Raw genomic sequence first — 13,259 nt, 5'->3', positions numbered from 1 at the left:
CCCCTCCCCCCAAATGGAGCCCGCCGGCTTCACCGCCGGCGGGCGATGATAGTTACTTCTTGAGCAGCGCGCACTTGCTTTCGGAAAGCGGCGTGAACGCCTGGTCGGCCGGAACGGTGGCGACCAGCTTGTAGAAATCCCAGGGCCCCTTGGATTCCGAAGGCTTCTTCACCTCGAACAGGTACGCCGGATGGATGGCGCGGCCGTTCGGCTGGATTTCGCCCTTGCCAAACAGATCGTCCTCGGTCGGGATCGACTTCATCTTCTCCACGACCTTGACGCCGTCATGCGGATTGCCGCCAAGCGCTTCGAGCGCCTTGAAATAGTGACGCAGCCCCGCATAAACGCCGGCCTGGACCATGGACGGCATGGCGTGGTTCTTCGAACGCTCGCCGAAACGCTTGGCGAACGTCCGGGTCTGGTCGTTCATGTCCCAATAGAAGGTCTCGGTGAAGTTCAGGCCTTGCGCGACATCGAGCCCGAGCGCCTTGACGTCGGTGAGGAACAACAGCAGCGCCGCCAGCTTCTGGCCGCCCGAAACGATGCCGAACTCAGCCGCCTGCTTGATCGAGTTGGTGGTGTCGCCGCCCGCATTGGCAAGGCCGATGATCTTGGCCTTGGACGATTGCGCCTGCAGCAGGAAGGACGAGAAGTCCGAGGTGTTGAGCGGATGCTTGACGCTGCCGAGCACCTTGCCGCCATTGGCGGTGATGACGGCGGTCGTGTCGCGCTCCAGCGCGGCGCCGAAGGCGTAGTCGGCGGTGAGGAAGAACCAGGTGTCGCCGCCGGATTTCACCAGCGCCTGTCCGGTGGAATGCGCCAGCATGTAAGTGTCGTAGGTCCAATGCACCGTGTTCGGCGTGCACTGCGCGTTGGTCAGGTCCGAAGTCGCCGCGCCGGAGTTGATGTAGACGCCGTTCTTCTCCTTGACGACGTTGTTGACGGCAAGCGCCACGCCGGAATTGGGCACGTCGACGATGATGTCGACCTTGTCGACGTCGAACCACTGCCGCGCAATGGTGGAGCCGATGTCGGGCTTGTTCTGGTGATCCCCGGAAATGACGTCGATCTTCCAGCCCTTGGCCAGAAGCCCGGAGTCCTCAACCGCCATCTGCGCCGCGAGCGTCGAGCCGGGTCCGCCGAGATCTGAATAAAGCCCGGACTGGTCGGAGAGCGCACCGATCTTGACGGTCTTGTCCTGCGCAAGCGCGAGGCCGGCCGTAGCGAACGCGAGGGCGGTGCCAAGCAGCAGCGCCGAAATCCTGTTCTTCATATGATTGTGGTCCTTCTTGCTTTTCTTGAGGTCGGCAATTCAGACGCCGAGATAAGTGTGGAGCTTGTCCATGTTGGCGGAGAGCTCCGAATTGGCAAAACCGTCGATCACCTTGCCGTGCTCGACGATGTAATAGCGGTCAGCGACCGTCGATGCGAAACGGAAATTCTGCTCGACCAGCAGAATGGTAAAGCCTTCCGATTTGAGCCGCGCAATAGTGTGGCCGATCTGCTGGATGATGACCGGCGCGAGCCCCTCGGTCGGTTCGTCCAGCATGAGGAAACGTGCGCCGGTGCGCAGGATGCGCGCGATCGCGAGCATCTGCTGCTCGCCGCCGGACAGCTTGGTGCCCTGGCTGGTGAGACGCTCCTTCAAATTCGGAAACAGATCGAAGATCTGGTCGAGCGACAGGCCCCCGGGGCGCACGGTCGGCGGCAGCAGCAGGTTTTCGCGAACGTCCAGGCTCGAGAAAATGCCGCGCTCCTCCGGACAGAAAGCGATGCCCATCCGCGCGATCCTGTCGGAGGACGCGCGGATGATCTCCTGATTCTCGAAGCGGATCGAACCGGAGCGCTTGCCGATGATTCCCATCACCGACTTCAGCGTGGTGGTCTTGCCGGCGCCGTTGCGCCCGAGCAGCGTGACCACCTCACCGGCATTCACTTGAAAATTGATGCCGTGCAGGATGTGGGACTCGCCATACCAGGCCTGGAGGTCCTTCACAGCCAACACCGGCGCGGCCGCAGGCTTTGCGGCCGGAGCTTCAGCCATTTTCAGCTCAGGCATGACCGGCTCCCAGATAGGCTTCCTTCACTCGCTCGTCCTTGGAGAGGTCGGCATAATGGCCCTCCGCGAGCACCTGCCCTCGCGTCAACACGGTGATGATGTCGGAAAGATTCGCCACCACCGAGAGGTTATGTTCGACCATCAGGATGGTGTATTTCGCGGAGATGCGCTTGATCAAGGCGGCGATCTTGTCGATGTCCTCATGGCCCATGCCGGCCATCGGCTCGTCCAGCAACATCATCTCCGGGTCGAGCGCGATCGTCGTTGCAATCTCTAGGGCGCGCTTGCGGCCATAGGGCATCTCGACGGCGGGAATGTTGGCGAACTCGCTCAGGCCGACATCGTCGAGCAGCTCCAACGCGCGGGCGTTGTAGCGGTCGAGCACGCTTTTCGAGCGCCAGAAATCGAAGGAATTGCCGTGTTGGCGCTGCAAAGCGACGCGAACATTCTCCAGCGCCGTCAGATGCGGGAAAACCGCCGAGATCTGAAACGAGCGCACCAATCCGAGACGCGCGACATCGGCCGGTGGCATCGCGGTGATGTCCTGCCCCTTATATGCAATCCGGCCGGCAGACGGCTTTAGGAATTTTGTCAGGAGGTTGAAGCACGTCGTCTTGCCGGCCCCATTGGGCCCGATCAACGCATGGATGCTGCCGCGACGCACTTTCAACGCGACGTCGCGTACGGCAAAGAAACCCGCGAATTCCTTGGTCAATCCGTGGGTCTCGAGAATGAACTCGTCGGCCAAACAATTTCCCCCGTCGGCCTCGCTGCGATTGTGAGCGCGGCCAATCTTTTCCTGATCCGGTTGGTTTTCCGCGACCCCGGAAAACCATCCCGGACCGCCGCCTCCGGCGGCGGAATATGCCGATGCGACAAGGGTTAGGCAAGGTGGAAAGCAGAGCACTGTGGACGCACCCGTACCGGTTCCGCCTGCTCCAATAGTCCAATTGCGGCCACGCCCGATTTATCGCTTCGGAAAGTCGCCATTAACGGTGTTTTGGTGCGCAGCCAAGCCTTCATAGAATATTTCCCGGTCAAGCCGATGCTCCGGCCATCTGGTCCTGGGACGGATTTTCGACCTTGGAATTCGAGAGCGCCAATTCATCGATCATTAAATCGATCCGGCAGCGCGATCTGCTGAACACCTGGCTCAGGCTTTATGCCCGTGACCAATCGACGCCCCGCGTCGATGAATATGAGCCGGAACGATTAGAGGATGAGAGGCTCGACCTCGTCCACTACGCGGTCGAAGCCGAACCGCAGCCGCCGCGATTGACGATCCAGAGCGAGGGCACGCGGATGGCGCATGCCTACGGGCACACCGGAAAGGGCCGCGCTCTCGACGACTATCTGGGCCCGCGCCTCGCACCGATCATTATGCCAGTCTACCACGAATGCATCGCCCGCGGCCTGCCGGTCTACACGATCGCACATGTCGACGACATCTATGGACGGCCGGTCGCCTATGAGCGGCTGCTCCTGCCATTTGGGGAAGGCGGCCGGATCAGCCGCATCATCGCCTCGCTCAAGACGATCTGCGAAGACGGCCATTTCGAGATCAAGAACCTGATGCGCGGCGGCGACAAGCTGCCGGCGCCAAAGCTGTGCGCGGTCATCGATCGCGATCTCTTCCACCGCACCCCCGGCCGCCTCGCAGCCGCCGACGTGCTCGAATTCGATTAGGGCGGCACGCATAAACGCCGGCGTCTGCTTTGAGACGCAAACCGGAAACCGTTCGCTCGCTCTGAACCTTGCCGCTTTGACGCGAAACGAAAGTCACACCGTCGCCTATCGAATCGCTTGTTCAACCAGCCAACGCGCAGCTTTCGCTACCGCTGAGATCGAGTCCGTCGGGGGCGCGCCTACTGAGGCGGAGACTTCAGAAGCGCGCGGATCTTGTCAGCGTCCGCGGGCGTTGCAGGATTGTAGATCACCATATTGAGGTCGGGCCGGCCATCGACGGCGAAAGCAGAAAACTCCATCGAGAGCGGTCCGGCGATGGGATGATGCAGGACTTTCACGCCATCGCCATGCCCCTGCACGTCGTTGTCACGCCACATTGCCGCGAATTCGGGGCTTGTCGCGGAGAGTTCATCGATCAGCGATTGCACATTGCGCGCGGCACCGGCGCGCGCCACATCCGCGCGGAAGGACGCCACAACATAGCGCGCAACACTTTGCCAGTTGGACTGCGCTGCGCGCACGCGGCTATCGCGGAACATCAAGCGCAGGACATTGCGCTGCCCATCCGGCAGTTTGCTGTAGTCGGTGAGGACCGTCGCGGCGGCCCTGTTCCACGCGATCAAATCCCATGTCGCCGTGCGAATGAAAGCGGGACTGCATTCCAGCGTGTCGAGCACGCGTTGCAGACGGGGTGAGATACCTTCGGGCGCATGATAGCGGACTTCGGGTGGCCGGCCCAGGCCGAGCAGAAACAGATGTTCGCGCTCGACGTCGGTCAGCATCATGGCGCGAGCAATGCGATCCAGCACATCAGCGGAAGGCGCGCCGCCGCGCCCCTGCTCCAGCCAAGTGTACCATGTGGCGCTCACATTCGCCCGCTGCGCCACTTCTTCGCGCCGAAGTCCCGGCGTTCGCCGCCGCTTTAGCGGAAAGCCGAATGCCGTAGGATCGAGCTTAGCGCGACGATCCTTGAGATAAGCCCCGAGCGAGTTCGCGTCTGTCATCCTGTTAGCGATTATACCTGTATAATCTCACTACTTTACCCGAATGATCAGCTTAGCAATATCCCGGCATTCTGAACAGGGAGTGCCTCTCATGCGCGTATTTGTCACCGGCGCCGCCGGATTTATCGGCACCGAAACTACAAAAGAACTCATCGCAAACGGGCACCAGGTTGTCGGCCTCGCGCGCTCCGAAGCGAACGTCGGGACGCTCGAGAAACTAGGCGCGGAAGTTCATCGCGGCTCGCTGCAGGACCACGAAAGCCTGAAGCGCGGCGCAAGGGATTCGGACGGCGTGATCCATCTGGCCTTCATCCATGATTTCACGAAATTCGCGGAGAATGGCGCAATCGACAAGGCCGCCATCGAAGCAATGGGCGACGTACTGGCAGGGACGAACAAGCCTTTCATCGTGACCTCGGGAACGGGCCTCATCGCGCCAGGTGTGGTGATCACCGAAGATATGCGGCGCGATTCCAGCCCGCATGTTCCGCGCGCGTCCGAGCAGGCCGGTTTGGCCTATGCGTCGCGCGGCGTGCGCGCGATGGCGATACGCCTGCCGCAAGTGCATGGCGCCGACGGAAAAGCTGGGCTGATCACTTATCTGCTCGAGCTCGCGCGTCAAAAAGGCGCCGCCGCCTATGTCGGCGAAGGCGCCGAACGCTGGGCTGCGGCGCATAGGCAGGATGTCGCCCGCTTATACCGGCTTGCGCTGGAGAAGGGCGCGGTAGACGGAATTTACCACGCTGTTGGCGAAGAAGGCGTACCCATGCGCCAAGTCATCGAAGTGATCGGCCGCGCGTTGAATGTGCCGGTTGTTTCGATCAAGAAAGAAGAGGCGGCCGATTATTACGGGCCACTGGCAATGTTCGCCGGTTTGGACATGCCGGCCTCCAGCGCGTTGACGCAGCAGCGGTTGGGCTGGACGCCCACGGGGGCTAACTTGATCGCCGACATCGGCCAGCCGGGTTACTTCAAGGTTTGAGCGATCCGAGAGGTTTTTCGAACACAAGCTCGAATACCAGCGCCCTAGCGTCCGCCGGCCGATTGACGCAAATACTTCGCTCTGCAAACCTCGCCCCCTTCGCGAGATCGGAGGGCGCGAGCGTGCTGCGTAGAGCGACACCGGAGCGACTGAGCACGTTCTCGGACGGCGTGTTCGCCGTGCTCATCACAGTGCTGGTCTTGGAATTGAGACCGCCGGAGCGGCCCACTTTCGAGGCGTTGCTGGCTCTCTGGCCGACGTGGCTAAGCTATGCCGTCAGTTACCTCTTCATCGCCATTGTCTGGGCCAATCACCACTACCTGATGCGCTACGCCGATGAGGCCACGCCGAGCCTATTGTGGTTCAATTTCGCGCACCTGTTTTCGATGTCGCTGCTTCCCCTCTCCACTGCCTGGATGGCAGTGAGCAAACTCGCGCCGCAGCCGGTGGCCTTCTACGCGGCCGTGTTCTTCGTGGTGAACGCGACCTATATCGCGCTGATCTGGGAGCTGATCGATCGAACGCCCGACGGGAAGATCCCGCCAAAGGTACGCAGGATCATGCTCGTGCGGTCGCTGGCGACATTGTGCCTCTTCGGTGTGGCGACCGTTGTGGCGTTGAGATATCCGCTCGTCGGCCTTGGACTCTGCATCTGCTGCCTCATCGGTTATCTCAGTCCAGAACCGCCTTGGGCTCAGCAGCAGCGCGATGGAACCGCGGACTCACAAATCGACAACGACATCGCCGATCGGTCGTGAGCAGCAAACCAGAACGTTGCCGTCAGCAGGCTTATCGAGCGGTTCCGGTCCATAGGCGACCGCGCCTGAAACCAGGCCGCTTTCACAGTTATGACAAACACCGGTCCGGCACGACCAACGAACCGGCACGTTGCACGCCTCGGCCAGCTCCAAGATGCTCTGATACGCCGACGCTTTCCAGTGTGCGGCAACGCCGCTTCGCGCGAACGATACCAGCGGACCGGTGTTGGCGTCGTCCTCCGGTGGATGAGGTGCACGCATCGGTGCGCCGACGATGCCGGGAGTCATCGACTCGCTGCCATTGAAAATTTCGACGTGAAGGCGCTCCGGCGGCACGCCAAACGACGCGAGCGCGGTTTTCATGTCCGCCATGAAGCGGGTCGGGCCGCAGAGGTAGACATCCGCCTCTCGCGGAACGCCGACCTCGTCAAAGACCGATTGCGACAGATGACCGGTCGCGTCGAAGTCCTCGCCGATCTTATCGCCCGAGCCCGGTCTGCTGTAGCAGACATAGCTGCGGCCGCGGGTGAGCCCGAGCATGAGGCGGCGGACTTCGGCGGCAAATGGATGATGCTGTCGGTCGCGAGCCGCGTGCAGCCACACGACTTGCCGTGTCGAGCGGGCCTCCGCCAGCGCGTGCAGCATCGCCAGAACAGGCGTCGCTCCGATTCCCGCGCTGAGCAACACCACGGGCCGCTCCCCGGACTGCAGAATGAAGCTTCCACGCGGCGAGCTGACGTCGAGAACATCGCCCACCTGGAGATGCTTCCGCAGGTAGGTTCCGGCCACCCCATTTGGCTCGATCTTTACGCTGATCCGATAGCGCTCCGTCGAGAGAGGACCCGAGAGGGAGTAGCTGCGAAAGAGTGGCGGGCCGTCGGTCGGTCGGAGACGTAAGACGAGGTACTGACCTGGCAAGGCCGGTTGCAGCGGCTGACCATCCGGATCCTGCATCGACAGCGAGAGGACGTCCGCGGACTCCTGGTCGATCGCCGCCACGGCGAGTGGCCGAAATCCTGGTGCAACCGGATGCAAAGCTGCTGCCGGCGCGAGCCCCGCGTTTCCGCTCCCCGCAGCAGTCGTTTGGTTCTGCAGCAATGCCTCAAACGACGATCGCCATCCAGGCGAAAGCGCCTCGATGCGCAAGGCGCGCTCCAATCGGTCACGCGCGTGATCGGGCGAATAGAGCAGCGCATTGATCTCGGCGACGGTCATTCGCTCGTTCGCCTCGCCCACCTTCACGATTTCGTCGCCGGCGCCCACCTCCCCTTCCCTTAGGACGCGGAAGTAGAACCCCGGCCGTCCGCTGGATGTCAGCAACGCCGGCATCCGTGGCTCGTTCATCCGAATGCCCACGCGATAACAGGTCACGCGAGGCTGAGTGACCTCGAACAGCGCAGTGCCGATCTGATAGCGATCGCCGATGCACACGGCGTCGTCAGGCAACCCGTCGATCGTGAAATTCTCGCCGAACTGTCCGTGGACGAAGTCGGTCCGGTTCAGTTGATCCTGCCAATGGCGATACGACTCGGTCTGGTAGACGAAGACGGCTCGCTGCTCACCTCCGTGGCCGGCCAGGTCCCCTTGACCGTCTCCGTCCAGATTCAACCGGCCTGCCCGACAGCGGCCGCGCACCGGATTTTTCCAGATCCCGGTGTGTACAGTGCGCCCCTTCCAGGCGATATCGCGCGGAAGCCCGACGTTCACCGATAGCAATCGCGCCATGTCCTGCTCCGCTTTTGTGGGGACCGGAAGTTTCCTAGCCGCTCTCAGCCGCGGGGCCGCTATCGGGTGACCGCTGATGCCCATTTGCAGGGCGAACCACCTCGGCGAGGTCGAGGTTGCGATCGGGGCCATGCGGGACCACCGTCTGACCCGGCTCAAGATGGAGCTGGGTGCCATCGAGAAGGACCGTGACGAGATCAGGTTCGAACGACACCAGGTTGGAGATGCGGCGCACCTCGGGATAGGCATCAGGATAGAACCAGGCCGCCTGGCGTGCGTCACCGATGCTGTAGTAGCTGCACAGTCCTTTGTACGGGCAGAAGGTCTGGAGTTTCACCGGAGCGAGAGCGGCCTCATCGATATCAGCGCGTGGAACGTACCAGCGCGGCGCGAAGCCGGACTCGTAGAGGACCAGCGGCCGCTTGGTGTCGGCGATGATCCGTTCACCATGGCGGACCACGAGGTTACGCGAGGCCTGGCGAATGTCGATACGGTGGTAGGGGTCAGCGGCATGGCCGAGGATTCTTTCGTCTTCTTCGTAGAATGCATCCATGGCCCGCCAGGCGAATGCGACGCGCGCCTGCAGTTCGCTCGCGTGGGCGGGCAGACCGGTGTGCTGCCACGCTCCTCGCGGCGCGATGTGTTGTTCGTCCGCCCGGACGCTGTACCAGGACGTGGGCCCGAGATCGGGATGCTCCGTGGTATGCTCGGTGCGCTCCAGGACGTGTGGCGAAACATCGCTCTCCGGGAAGTAGGCGACCGGATAGCGGCCCGGTTCGAAGAGCAAGAGGACATGCTCGCTGTCAGCGATCCAGATTTCCCCGAAGCGCACGCGCATGCGCCGGCGCAAACGCTCTACGTATAACAATCGCTTCGGCAGCGGTTCGGGCACGAGGAACCGGCCAAATGCTCCCGTTGAGAGCGGACCTTGTTGCCAGGACAGTCCCACTGCTCTCTCCCTCAAGGGTTGATGATCGAGGCCGGTTGACGTCCGGAAGTATATCTACCCTGGAACGGAGACCTGCAGCAAGGTTCCATGAGCCTCCTGCCGATCAAGGCGACGGCTCACTGGCAATCTTCAGTATCGCCTTCATGTTGGGATGGAAGCGGCAGTAGTAGTCGACCGTGCCCGCCTTCTTCAGGACGTAAGTCACGGTCTTCCTCGACGGTATCGTCACGTCGAAATCGCCGTTCTTCGCGGTCGCTGTGTGCGCGACCACGTCCTTGTTTACCCATTCGATGGTATCGCCGAGCTTGGCCGTGGCCTCGGCCGGCGAGACCACCAGATTCTCCATCACGATCGTGATCGTCGCGGCATGCGCGGGGACCGCCATCGCCGCAAGGGAAAGCACGCCGGCGATCAGACAGAGGCGTCCGGGCTGCATGGGCAGCTCCCCTACAAGTTATTTCAGCTCTGCGGCGACATGCTCGGCGTGCTGCTCGTGGCCCTGAAAGATCTTCAGGCCGGTCTGCAGCAAGCTCTTCAGCTCGGGGTTGCTGGCCGATGGGATCAACTTCGTTTCCAGCGCGCTGTCGACGGTCTTGTGATAGGCGACCTCGTTGGCGATGTAGGCCTTGTCGAAGGCGGCGCCGTGGAGCTTGCCGAACTCGGCGAGCTTGTCGGCCGCTTGCTTCGACAATGCCTTGCTGGTGTCGTTGTCTTCGGGCGTGACCTTGAGCTTCTTGACGAGGTCGAGCGCTTGCTTGTTCACGGCCTCATGGTCGCGCACCATGTCTTCCGCGAACGCCTTGACGTCCTTGTTGCTGGCCTTCGTCAGCGCCTGCTTGGCCGCCGCGATGTCGATATTGCCGGCGGTGTACGCGATGTGGGCGATCTGTGGATCGGTGAGCTTGCTTTCGGCAAGCGCTGGGCTGCTCAACAACATCACCGCGGCGATCGCCGCTCCCAATTGAGCGAACATATCTGGTCCTCCTGTGGCGCCTCGGGTTCCCGACGGCGCATTTCGCTTGCACAGGAGTTGGATGGCGATCGGCGGGCGAGGTTCCCAAAATTCTTCAGATGTAGTCGAGCCGTTGCAGCACGGCTTCGGTCAGCCGGTCGCAGCGACGGCCGGCGAACGGGAACATCTCCATGATGACAGGACCAATCTTCTTCTCGACATTGTCGCGCAGCATGGCGCGGGCGCGGTGCAGCCGCGTCTTCACCGTCTCAGGCCTCAGGTCAAGAAGCTCGGCGGTCTCCTCGACATTCATGCCCTCAACCACGCGCGTGATGAAGACGAGGCGAAACGCCTCCGGCAGTTCGTCGATGGCGGCCTCGACAACTCTGTGGATTTCGCGCTGAGCCATGGACTTTTCAGGATCGTCTGCAGTGGACATCAGGGGGAACCGGATGATCTGCGCTTCCAGCGCGCCTTGCGGCAGTGACGAAATTTCGACCCCGGGCCGCTCGCGGCGCAGCCGTCCCAGCGCCTCGTTCATCGTGATCCGCGACAGCCATGTTGACAGGCTGGACTCGCCGCGGAAATCGGCAAGATGCGTGAAGGCCCGGACATAGGTTTCCTGGACGACGTCCTCGGCCTCGCTGTCGTTGCGCAGGATGCCGCGCGCCAGCCGATAGAGCCTGCGATTGTTGGCTTTAAGGATGGCGCGAACGGCGGCCTCGTCGCGCGCCAATGCGCGCTTGACGAGTTCGACATCGCCGGACGCAGCCGGCGCAGACTTGGGTGTGGTGGCCGATTGCATGGCGTTCTCGCCTTCATTCCAGCGGATACCAGAATTGGATGCGGCCGAGGCGCCGAGGTTCCCGAAAATCGCCCCGCCCTACCCCTTGCGGCCGCGCGACTTCACTTCCTTGGCGTAGACCTCCTCCTTGAAGCCGACTAGGAGCTTGCCGCCGAGGTCCAGCACCGGCCGTTTGATCATCGACGGCTGCGCCGCCATCAGCGCCAGGGCCTTGCGCTCGTTCAGGCCTTCCTTGTCGGCGTCGGGCAATTTCTTGAATGTGGTGCCGGCCCGGTTGAGCAGCGTTTCCCAGCCGACCTCGTCGCTCCATTGCTTCAGCTTGTCCTTGGCGATGCCGGCCGCCTTGTAGTCGTGGAAATCATAGACGACGCCATGGCCGTCTAGCCAGGCGCGCGCCTTCTTCATGGTGTCGCAGTTCTTGATGCCGTAGATGGTGATGCTCAATGCCATTCCTCGCATGCGTTGCCGCGAGAAAGTAGCTTCGCAATGGCTGTTGCGCCAGATTAGGTACCCACCCCTCCTGTGAATTCCCGGGAGTCTTTGTTTGGAGCATGATCTCCGCGCAAACGCTGCGCGTTTGTCGCGAGGGAAAACCGGATTCCACTTTTCCGGATCATGCTCTAGCGTCCATATCGCGTGAAGACGAAATCGTGATCCTTCGCATGGGCTTCGTGGCAGGCGAAGCAGGTCCTGTGCTGGGCCTCGTCCACGGGCTTGCCGTCGATGAACCGGCCAAAGCCCCAGCCGCCGGTGGAGGCGTATTTGGCGGAGTCCTTGACCATGATCTGGACCGTCGTGGGCGAGCCGGTGATGAAGGCGCCGTCGAGGCCTTCGACCGGGACATGCTTCCAGGCTAGCTTGACGAAGGTCGTGCCGTCCGGAAACGGCAGCGTGCCACCCTTGCTGGCCTTGACCGCGGTGGCATTGCCGAGGACGCCCCGCAGTTCATCGAGGCCGACCTCCTGTCCGACCGAGATCAGCTTCCAGTCGCGATAGCCTTCGGGAATCCTGACACCGAAGATCGGCGACGCCCCATCGTCGGCAAGGCTGGCGGCGAAGGGCACTGCCGTCGTGGCGCACGCCACCATGAGAGCCGCCAGGGCCCATTTCAGATTCTGTCGCATCAGTTTGATACCGTGTTGCTGTTCGATCAGGCGTTATCGACATCGATGACGGCCTGCGCGAAGGCCTGCGGGGCCTCCTGCGGCAGATTGTGGCCGATGCCGCCGGTGATGAGGCGGTGCTCGTACTTGCCGGAGAATTTTTTGGCGTAGGCGCTCGGCTCCGGATGCGGCGCGCCGTTGGCATCGCCTTCCATGGTAATGGTCGGCACCGTGATAACCGGGAATGTCGCCAGCTTCTTCTCCAGATCGTCGTATTTCGCTTCGCCTTGGGCGAGGTCGAGCCGCCAGCGATAGTTATGGATGACGATGCGGACGTGATCGGAATTGTCGAAGGCGGCCGCGCTACGCTCGAAGGTGGCGTCGTCGAAATTCCACTTCGGCGAAGCGAGCTGCCAGATCAGCCTGGCGAAGTCGTGCCGGTACTTGTCGTAGCCCTGCTGCCCGCGCTCGGTGGCAAAATAGAACTGGTACCACCATTGCAGTTCAGCCTTCGGCGGCAGCGGCATCTTGCCGGCCTCCTGGCTGCCGATCAGGTAGCCGCTGACGGAGACCATCGCCTTGCAGCGCTCGGGCCAGAGCGCGGCGATGATGTTGGCCGTGCGCGCGCCCCAGTCGTAGCCGGCAAGCGTCGCCTTCTCGATCTTGAGCGCATCCATCAGCGCGATGATGTCGACCGCGAGCGCCGCCGGCTGGCCGTTTCGCAACGTCGCATCGGATAGGAAACGCGTGGGGCCATAGCCGCGCAGATAAGGGATGATCACGCGATAGCCGGCGGATGCCAGTAGCGGCGCGACGTCGACATAGCTGTAGATGTCGTAAGGCCAGCCGTGCAGCAGGATCACCACGGGACCACCAGCAGGCCCTGCCTCGGCATAGCTGACATTGAGGAGGCCGGCGTCGATCTGCTTCAACGGGCCGAACGACGTATGCGCCCCCGGCCGCGCCGCGGGCAGCGTCACCTTCTTGGCGCCCTGCGCATAGGCGGATCCGATCAGGCCGAACTGGGCGGCGGCGAAGGTTCCGGCGGCAACGCCGAAGAAGCGGCGGCGGCTCTGGTTGATATCCTGGGACATGGCGATCTCCGTTTCGAACTGGCGACCTTTTGCCCCCTCCCGACCGTGAGCGCTTGGAGACTATCTGGATTTATCCTTCAGATGGCTTTGATTTTTGCCTCAGCCGCCTTGTGCTAGGTTCGCTGCGACTCCCGTCCCAGCC

15 protein-coding genes are annotated in these 13,259 nt (G+C 62.3%); 3 read left to right on the top strand and 12 right to left on the bottom strand.

Going from position 1 to position 13,259, the window contains the following annotated elements; genetic code table 11:
- Window positions 1-52 precede the first annotated feature (52 nt).
- From YY7_RS0127605 to YY7_RS0127595, 3 genes are read right to left on the bottom strand one after another with little or no spacing between them, the layout of a single operon-like run.
- On the bottom strand, window positions 53-1,273 hold the full coding sequence (locus tag YY7_RS0127605) for an ABC transporter substrate-binding protein (protein ID WP_028166032.1): 1,221 nt from the start codon (window positions 1,271-1,273) through the stop codon (window positions 53-55).
- 39 nt (window positions 1,274-1,312) lie between these two features.
- A complete protein-coding gene (locus tag YY7_RS0127600) occupies window positions 1,313-2,059 on the bottom strand; it encodes an ABC transporter ATP-binding protein (protein WP_028166031.1) in 747 nt (248 codons plus the stop codon).
- Window positions 2,052-2,807: an ABC transporter ATP-binding protein gene (locus YY7_RS0127595; protein ID WP_028166030.1), complete on the bottom strand. Its 756-nt coding sequence runs from the start codon at window positions 2,805-2,807 to the stop codon at window positions 2,052-2,054. The genes YY7_RS0127600 and YY7_RS0127595 overlap by 8 nt, the downstream gene beginning before the upstream one ends.
- A 335-nt stretch (window positions 2,808-3,142) precedes the next feature.
- Between YY7_RS0127595 and YY7_RS0127590 the strand changes: the two genes are divergently transcribed.
- Window positions 3,143-3,745, top strand: coding sequence for a hypothetical protein (locus YY7_RS0127590; protein ID WP_028166029.1), 603 nt, complete (start codon window positions 3,143-3,145; stop codon window positions 3,743-3,745).
- Between the two features lie 179 nt (window positions 3,746-3,924).
- Here the strand turns inward: YY7_RS0127590 and YY7_RS0127585 are convergent, their stop codons facing one another.
- On the bottom strand, window positions 3,925-4,749 hold the full coding sequence (locus YY7_RS0127585) for a helix-turn-helix transcriptional regulator (protein ID WP_035691062.1): 825 nt from the start codon (window positions 4,747-4,749) through the stop codon (window positions 3,925-3,927).
- Between the two features lie 91 nt (window positions 4,750-4,840).
- On the opposite strand from YY7_RS0127585, the gene YY7_RS0127580 reads away from it, so the two are divergent.
- Entirely contained in the window at window positions 4,841-5,731 is an 891-nt protein-coding gene (locus tag YY7_RS0127580; protein ID WP_028166027.1) for an SDR family oxidoreductase, read from the top strand.
- Window positions 5,732-5,853: 122 nt separating this feature from the next.
- Complete coding sequence (locus YY7_RS53080; RefSeq protein ID WP_063623405.1) at window positions 5,854-6,489, top strand: TMEM175 family protein; 636 nt, start codon at window positions 5,854-5,856, stop codon at window positions 6,487-6,489.
- Here YY7_RS53080 and YY7_RS0127570 read toward each other — a convergent pair.
- From YY7_RS0127570 to YY7_RS0127535, 8 genes are all read right to left on the bottom strand, one after another.
- Window positions 6,454-8,214, bottom strand: a complete 1,761-nt coding sequence (locus YY7_RS0127570) for an MOSC and FAD-binding oxidoreductase domain-containing protein (RefSeq protein ID WP_028166026.1) — start codon at window positions 8,212-8,214, stop codon at window positions 6,454-6,456. The genes YY7_RS53080 and YY7_RS0127570 overlap by 36 nt on opposite strands.
- 34 nt (window positions 8,215-8,248) lie before the next feature.
- Complete coding sequence (locus YY7_RS0127565) at window positions 8,249-9,052, bottom strand: DUF427 domain-containing protein (protein WP_245287441.1); 804 nt, start codon at window positions 9,050-9,052, stop codon at window positions 8,249-8,251.
- Between the two features lie 214 nt (window positions 9,053-9,266).
- The gene (locus YY7_RS0127560; RefSeq protein WP_028166024.1) at window positions 9,267-9,599 is read right to left on the bottom strand and encodes a cupredoxin domain-containing protein; all 333 of its coding nucleotides are present in this window, start codon (window positions 9,597-9,599) and stop codon (window positions 9,267-9,269) included.
- An 18-nt stretch (window positions 9,600-9,617) separates the two neighbouring features.
- A complete protein-coding gene (locus YY7_RS0127555; RefSeq protein ID WP_028166023.1) occupies window positions 9,618-10,136 on the bottom strand; it encodes a DUF4142 domain-containing protein in 519 nt (172 codons plus the stop codon).
- A 94-nt stretch (window positions 10,137-10,230) separates the two neighbouring features.
- The gene (locus YY7_RS0127550) at window positions 10,231-10,920 is read right to left on the bottom strand and encodes an RNA polymerase sigma factor (RefSeq protein WP_028166022.1); all 690 of its coding nucleotides are present in this window, start codon (window positions 10,918-10,920) and stop codon (window positions 10,231-10,233) included.
- A gap of 78 nt (window positions 10,921-10,998) precedes the next feature.
- Entirely contained in the window at window positions 10,999-11,370 is a 372-nt protein-coding gene (locus YY7_RS0127545) for an ArsC family reductase (protein ID WP_035691059.1), read from the bottom strand.
- Window positions 11,371-11,540: 170 nt separating this feature from the next.
- On the bottom strand, window positions 11,541-12,044 hold the full coding sequence (locus YY7_RS0127540; RefSeq protein ID WP_028166020.1) for a cytochrome P460 family protein: 504 nt from the start codon (window positions 12,042-12,044) through the stop codon (window positions 11,541-11,543).
- Window positions 12,045-12,070: 26 nt separating this feature from the next.
- Window positions 12,071-13,117 (bottom strand): alpha/beta fold hydrolase, encoded by a 1,047-nt coding sequence (locus YY7_RS0127535; protein WP_028166019.1) that lies wholly within the window; start codon window positions 13,115-13,117, stop codon window positions 12,071-12,073.
- Window positions 13,118-13,259 lie beyond the last annotated feature (142 nt).

Source organism: Bradyrhizobium elkanii WSM2783, from assembly GCF_000472865.1.
Lineage (GTDB): Bacteria > Pseudomonadota > Alphaproteobacteria > Rhizobiales > Xanthobacteraceae > Bradyrhizobium > Bradyrhizobium elkanii_A.
The sequence above is the reverse complement of the archived record's forward strand: the minus strand, read 5'-3'. Positions and strand labels throughout refer to the sequence as shown.

What these genes read in the sequence shown, in the direction of transcription:
- YY7_RS0127545 (WP_035691059.1), bottom strand. Translation starts at nt 11,370, where the DNA reads ATGGCATTGAGCATCACCATCTACGGCATCAAGAACTGCGACACCATG.
- YY7_RS0127565 (WP_245287441.1), bottom strand. Translation starts at nt 9,052, where the DNA reads ATGCGCGTGCGCTTCGGGGAAATCTGGATCGCTGACAGCGAGCATGTC.
- YY7_RS0127535 (WP_028166019.1), bottom strand. Translation starts at nt 13,117, where the DNA reads ATGTCCCAGGATATCAACCAGAGCCGCCGCCGCTTCTTCGGCGTTGCC.
- YY7_RS0127550 (WP_028166022.1), bottom strand. Translation starts at nt 10,920, where the DNA reads ATGCAATCGGCCACCACACCCAAGTCTGCGCCGGCTGCGTCCGGCGAT.
- YY7_RS0127560 (WP_028166024.1), bottom strand. Translation starts at nt 9,599, where the DNA reads ATGCAGCCCGGACGCCTCTGTCTGATCGCCGGCGTGCTTTCCCTTGCG.
- YY7_RS0127555 (WP_028166023.1), bottom strand. Translation starts at nt 10,136, where the DNA reads ATGTTCGCTCAATTGGGAGCGGCGATCGCCGCGGTGATGTTGTTGAGC.
- YY7_RS0127580 (WP_028166027.1), top strand. Translation starts at nt 4,841, where the DNA reads ATGCGCGTATTTGTCACCGGCGCCGCCGGATTTATCGGCACCGAAACT.
- YY7_RS0127540 (WP_028166020.1), bottom strand. Translation starts at nt 12,044, where the DNA reads ATGCGACAGAATCTGAAATGGGCCCTGGCGGCTCTCATGGTGGCGTGC.
- YY7_RS0127585 (WP_035691062.1), bottom strand. Translation starts at nt 4,749, where the DNA reads ATGACAGACGCGAACTCGCTCGGGGCTTATCTCAAGGATCGTCGCGCT.
- YY7_RS0127605 (WP_028166032.1), bottom strand. Translation starts at nt 1,273, where the DNA reads ATGAAGAACAGGATTTCGGCGCTGCTGCTTGGCACCGCCCTCGCGTTC.
- YY7_RS0127570 (WP_028166026.1), bottom strand. Translation starts at nt 8,214, where the DNA reads ATGGCGCGATTGCTATCGGTGAACGTCGGGCTTCCGCGCGATATCGCC.
- YY7_RS0127600 (WP_028166031.1), bottom strand. Translation starts at nt 2,059, where the DNA reads ATGCCTGAGCTGAAAATGGCTGAAGCTCCGGCCGCAAAGCCTGCGGCC.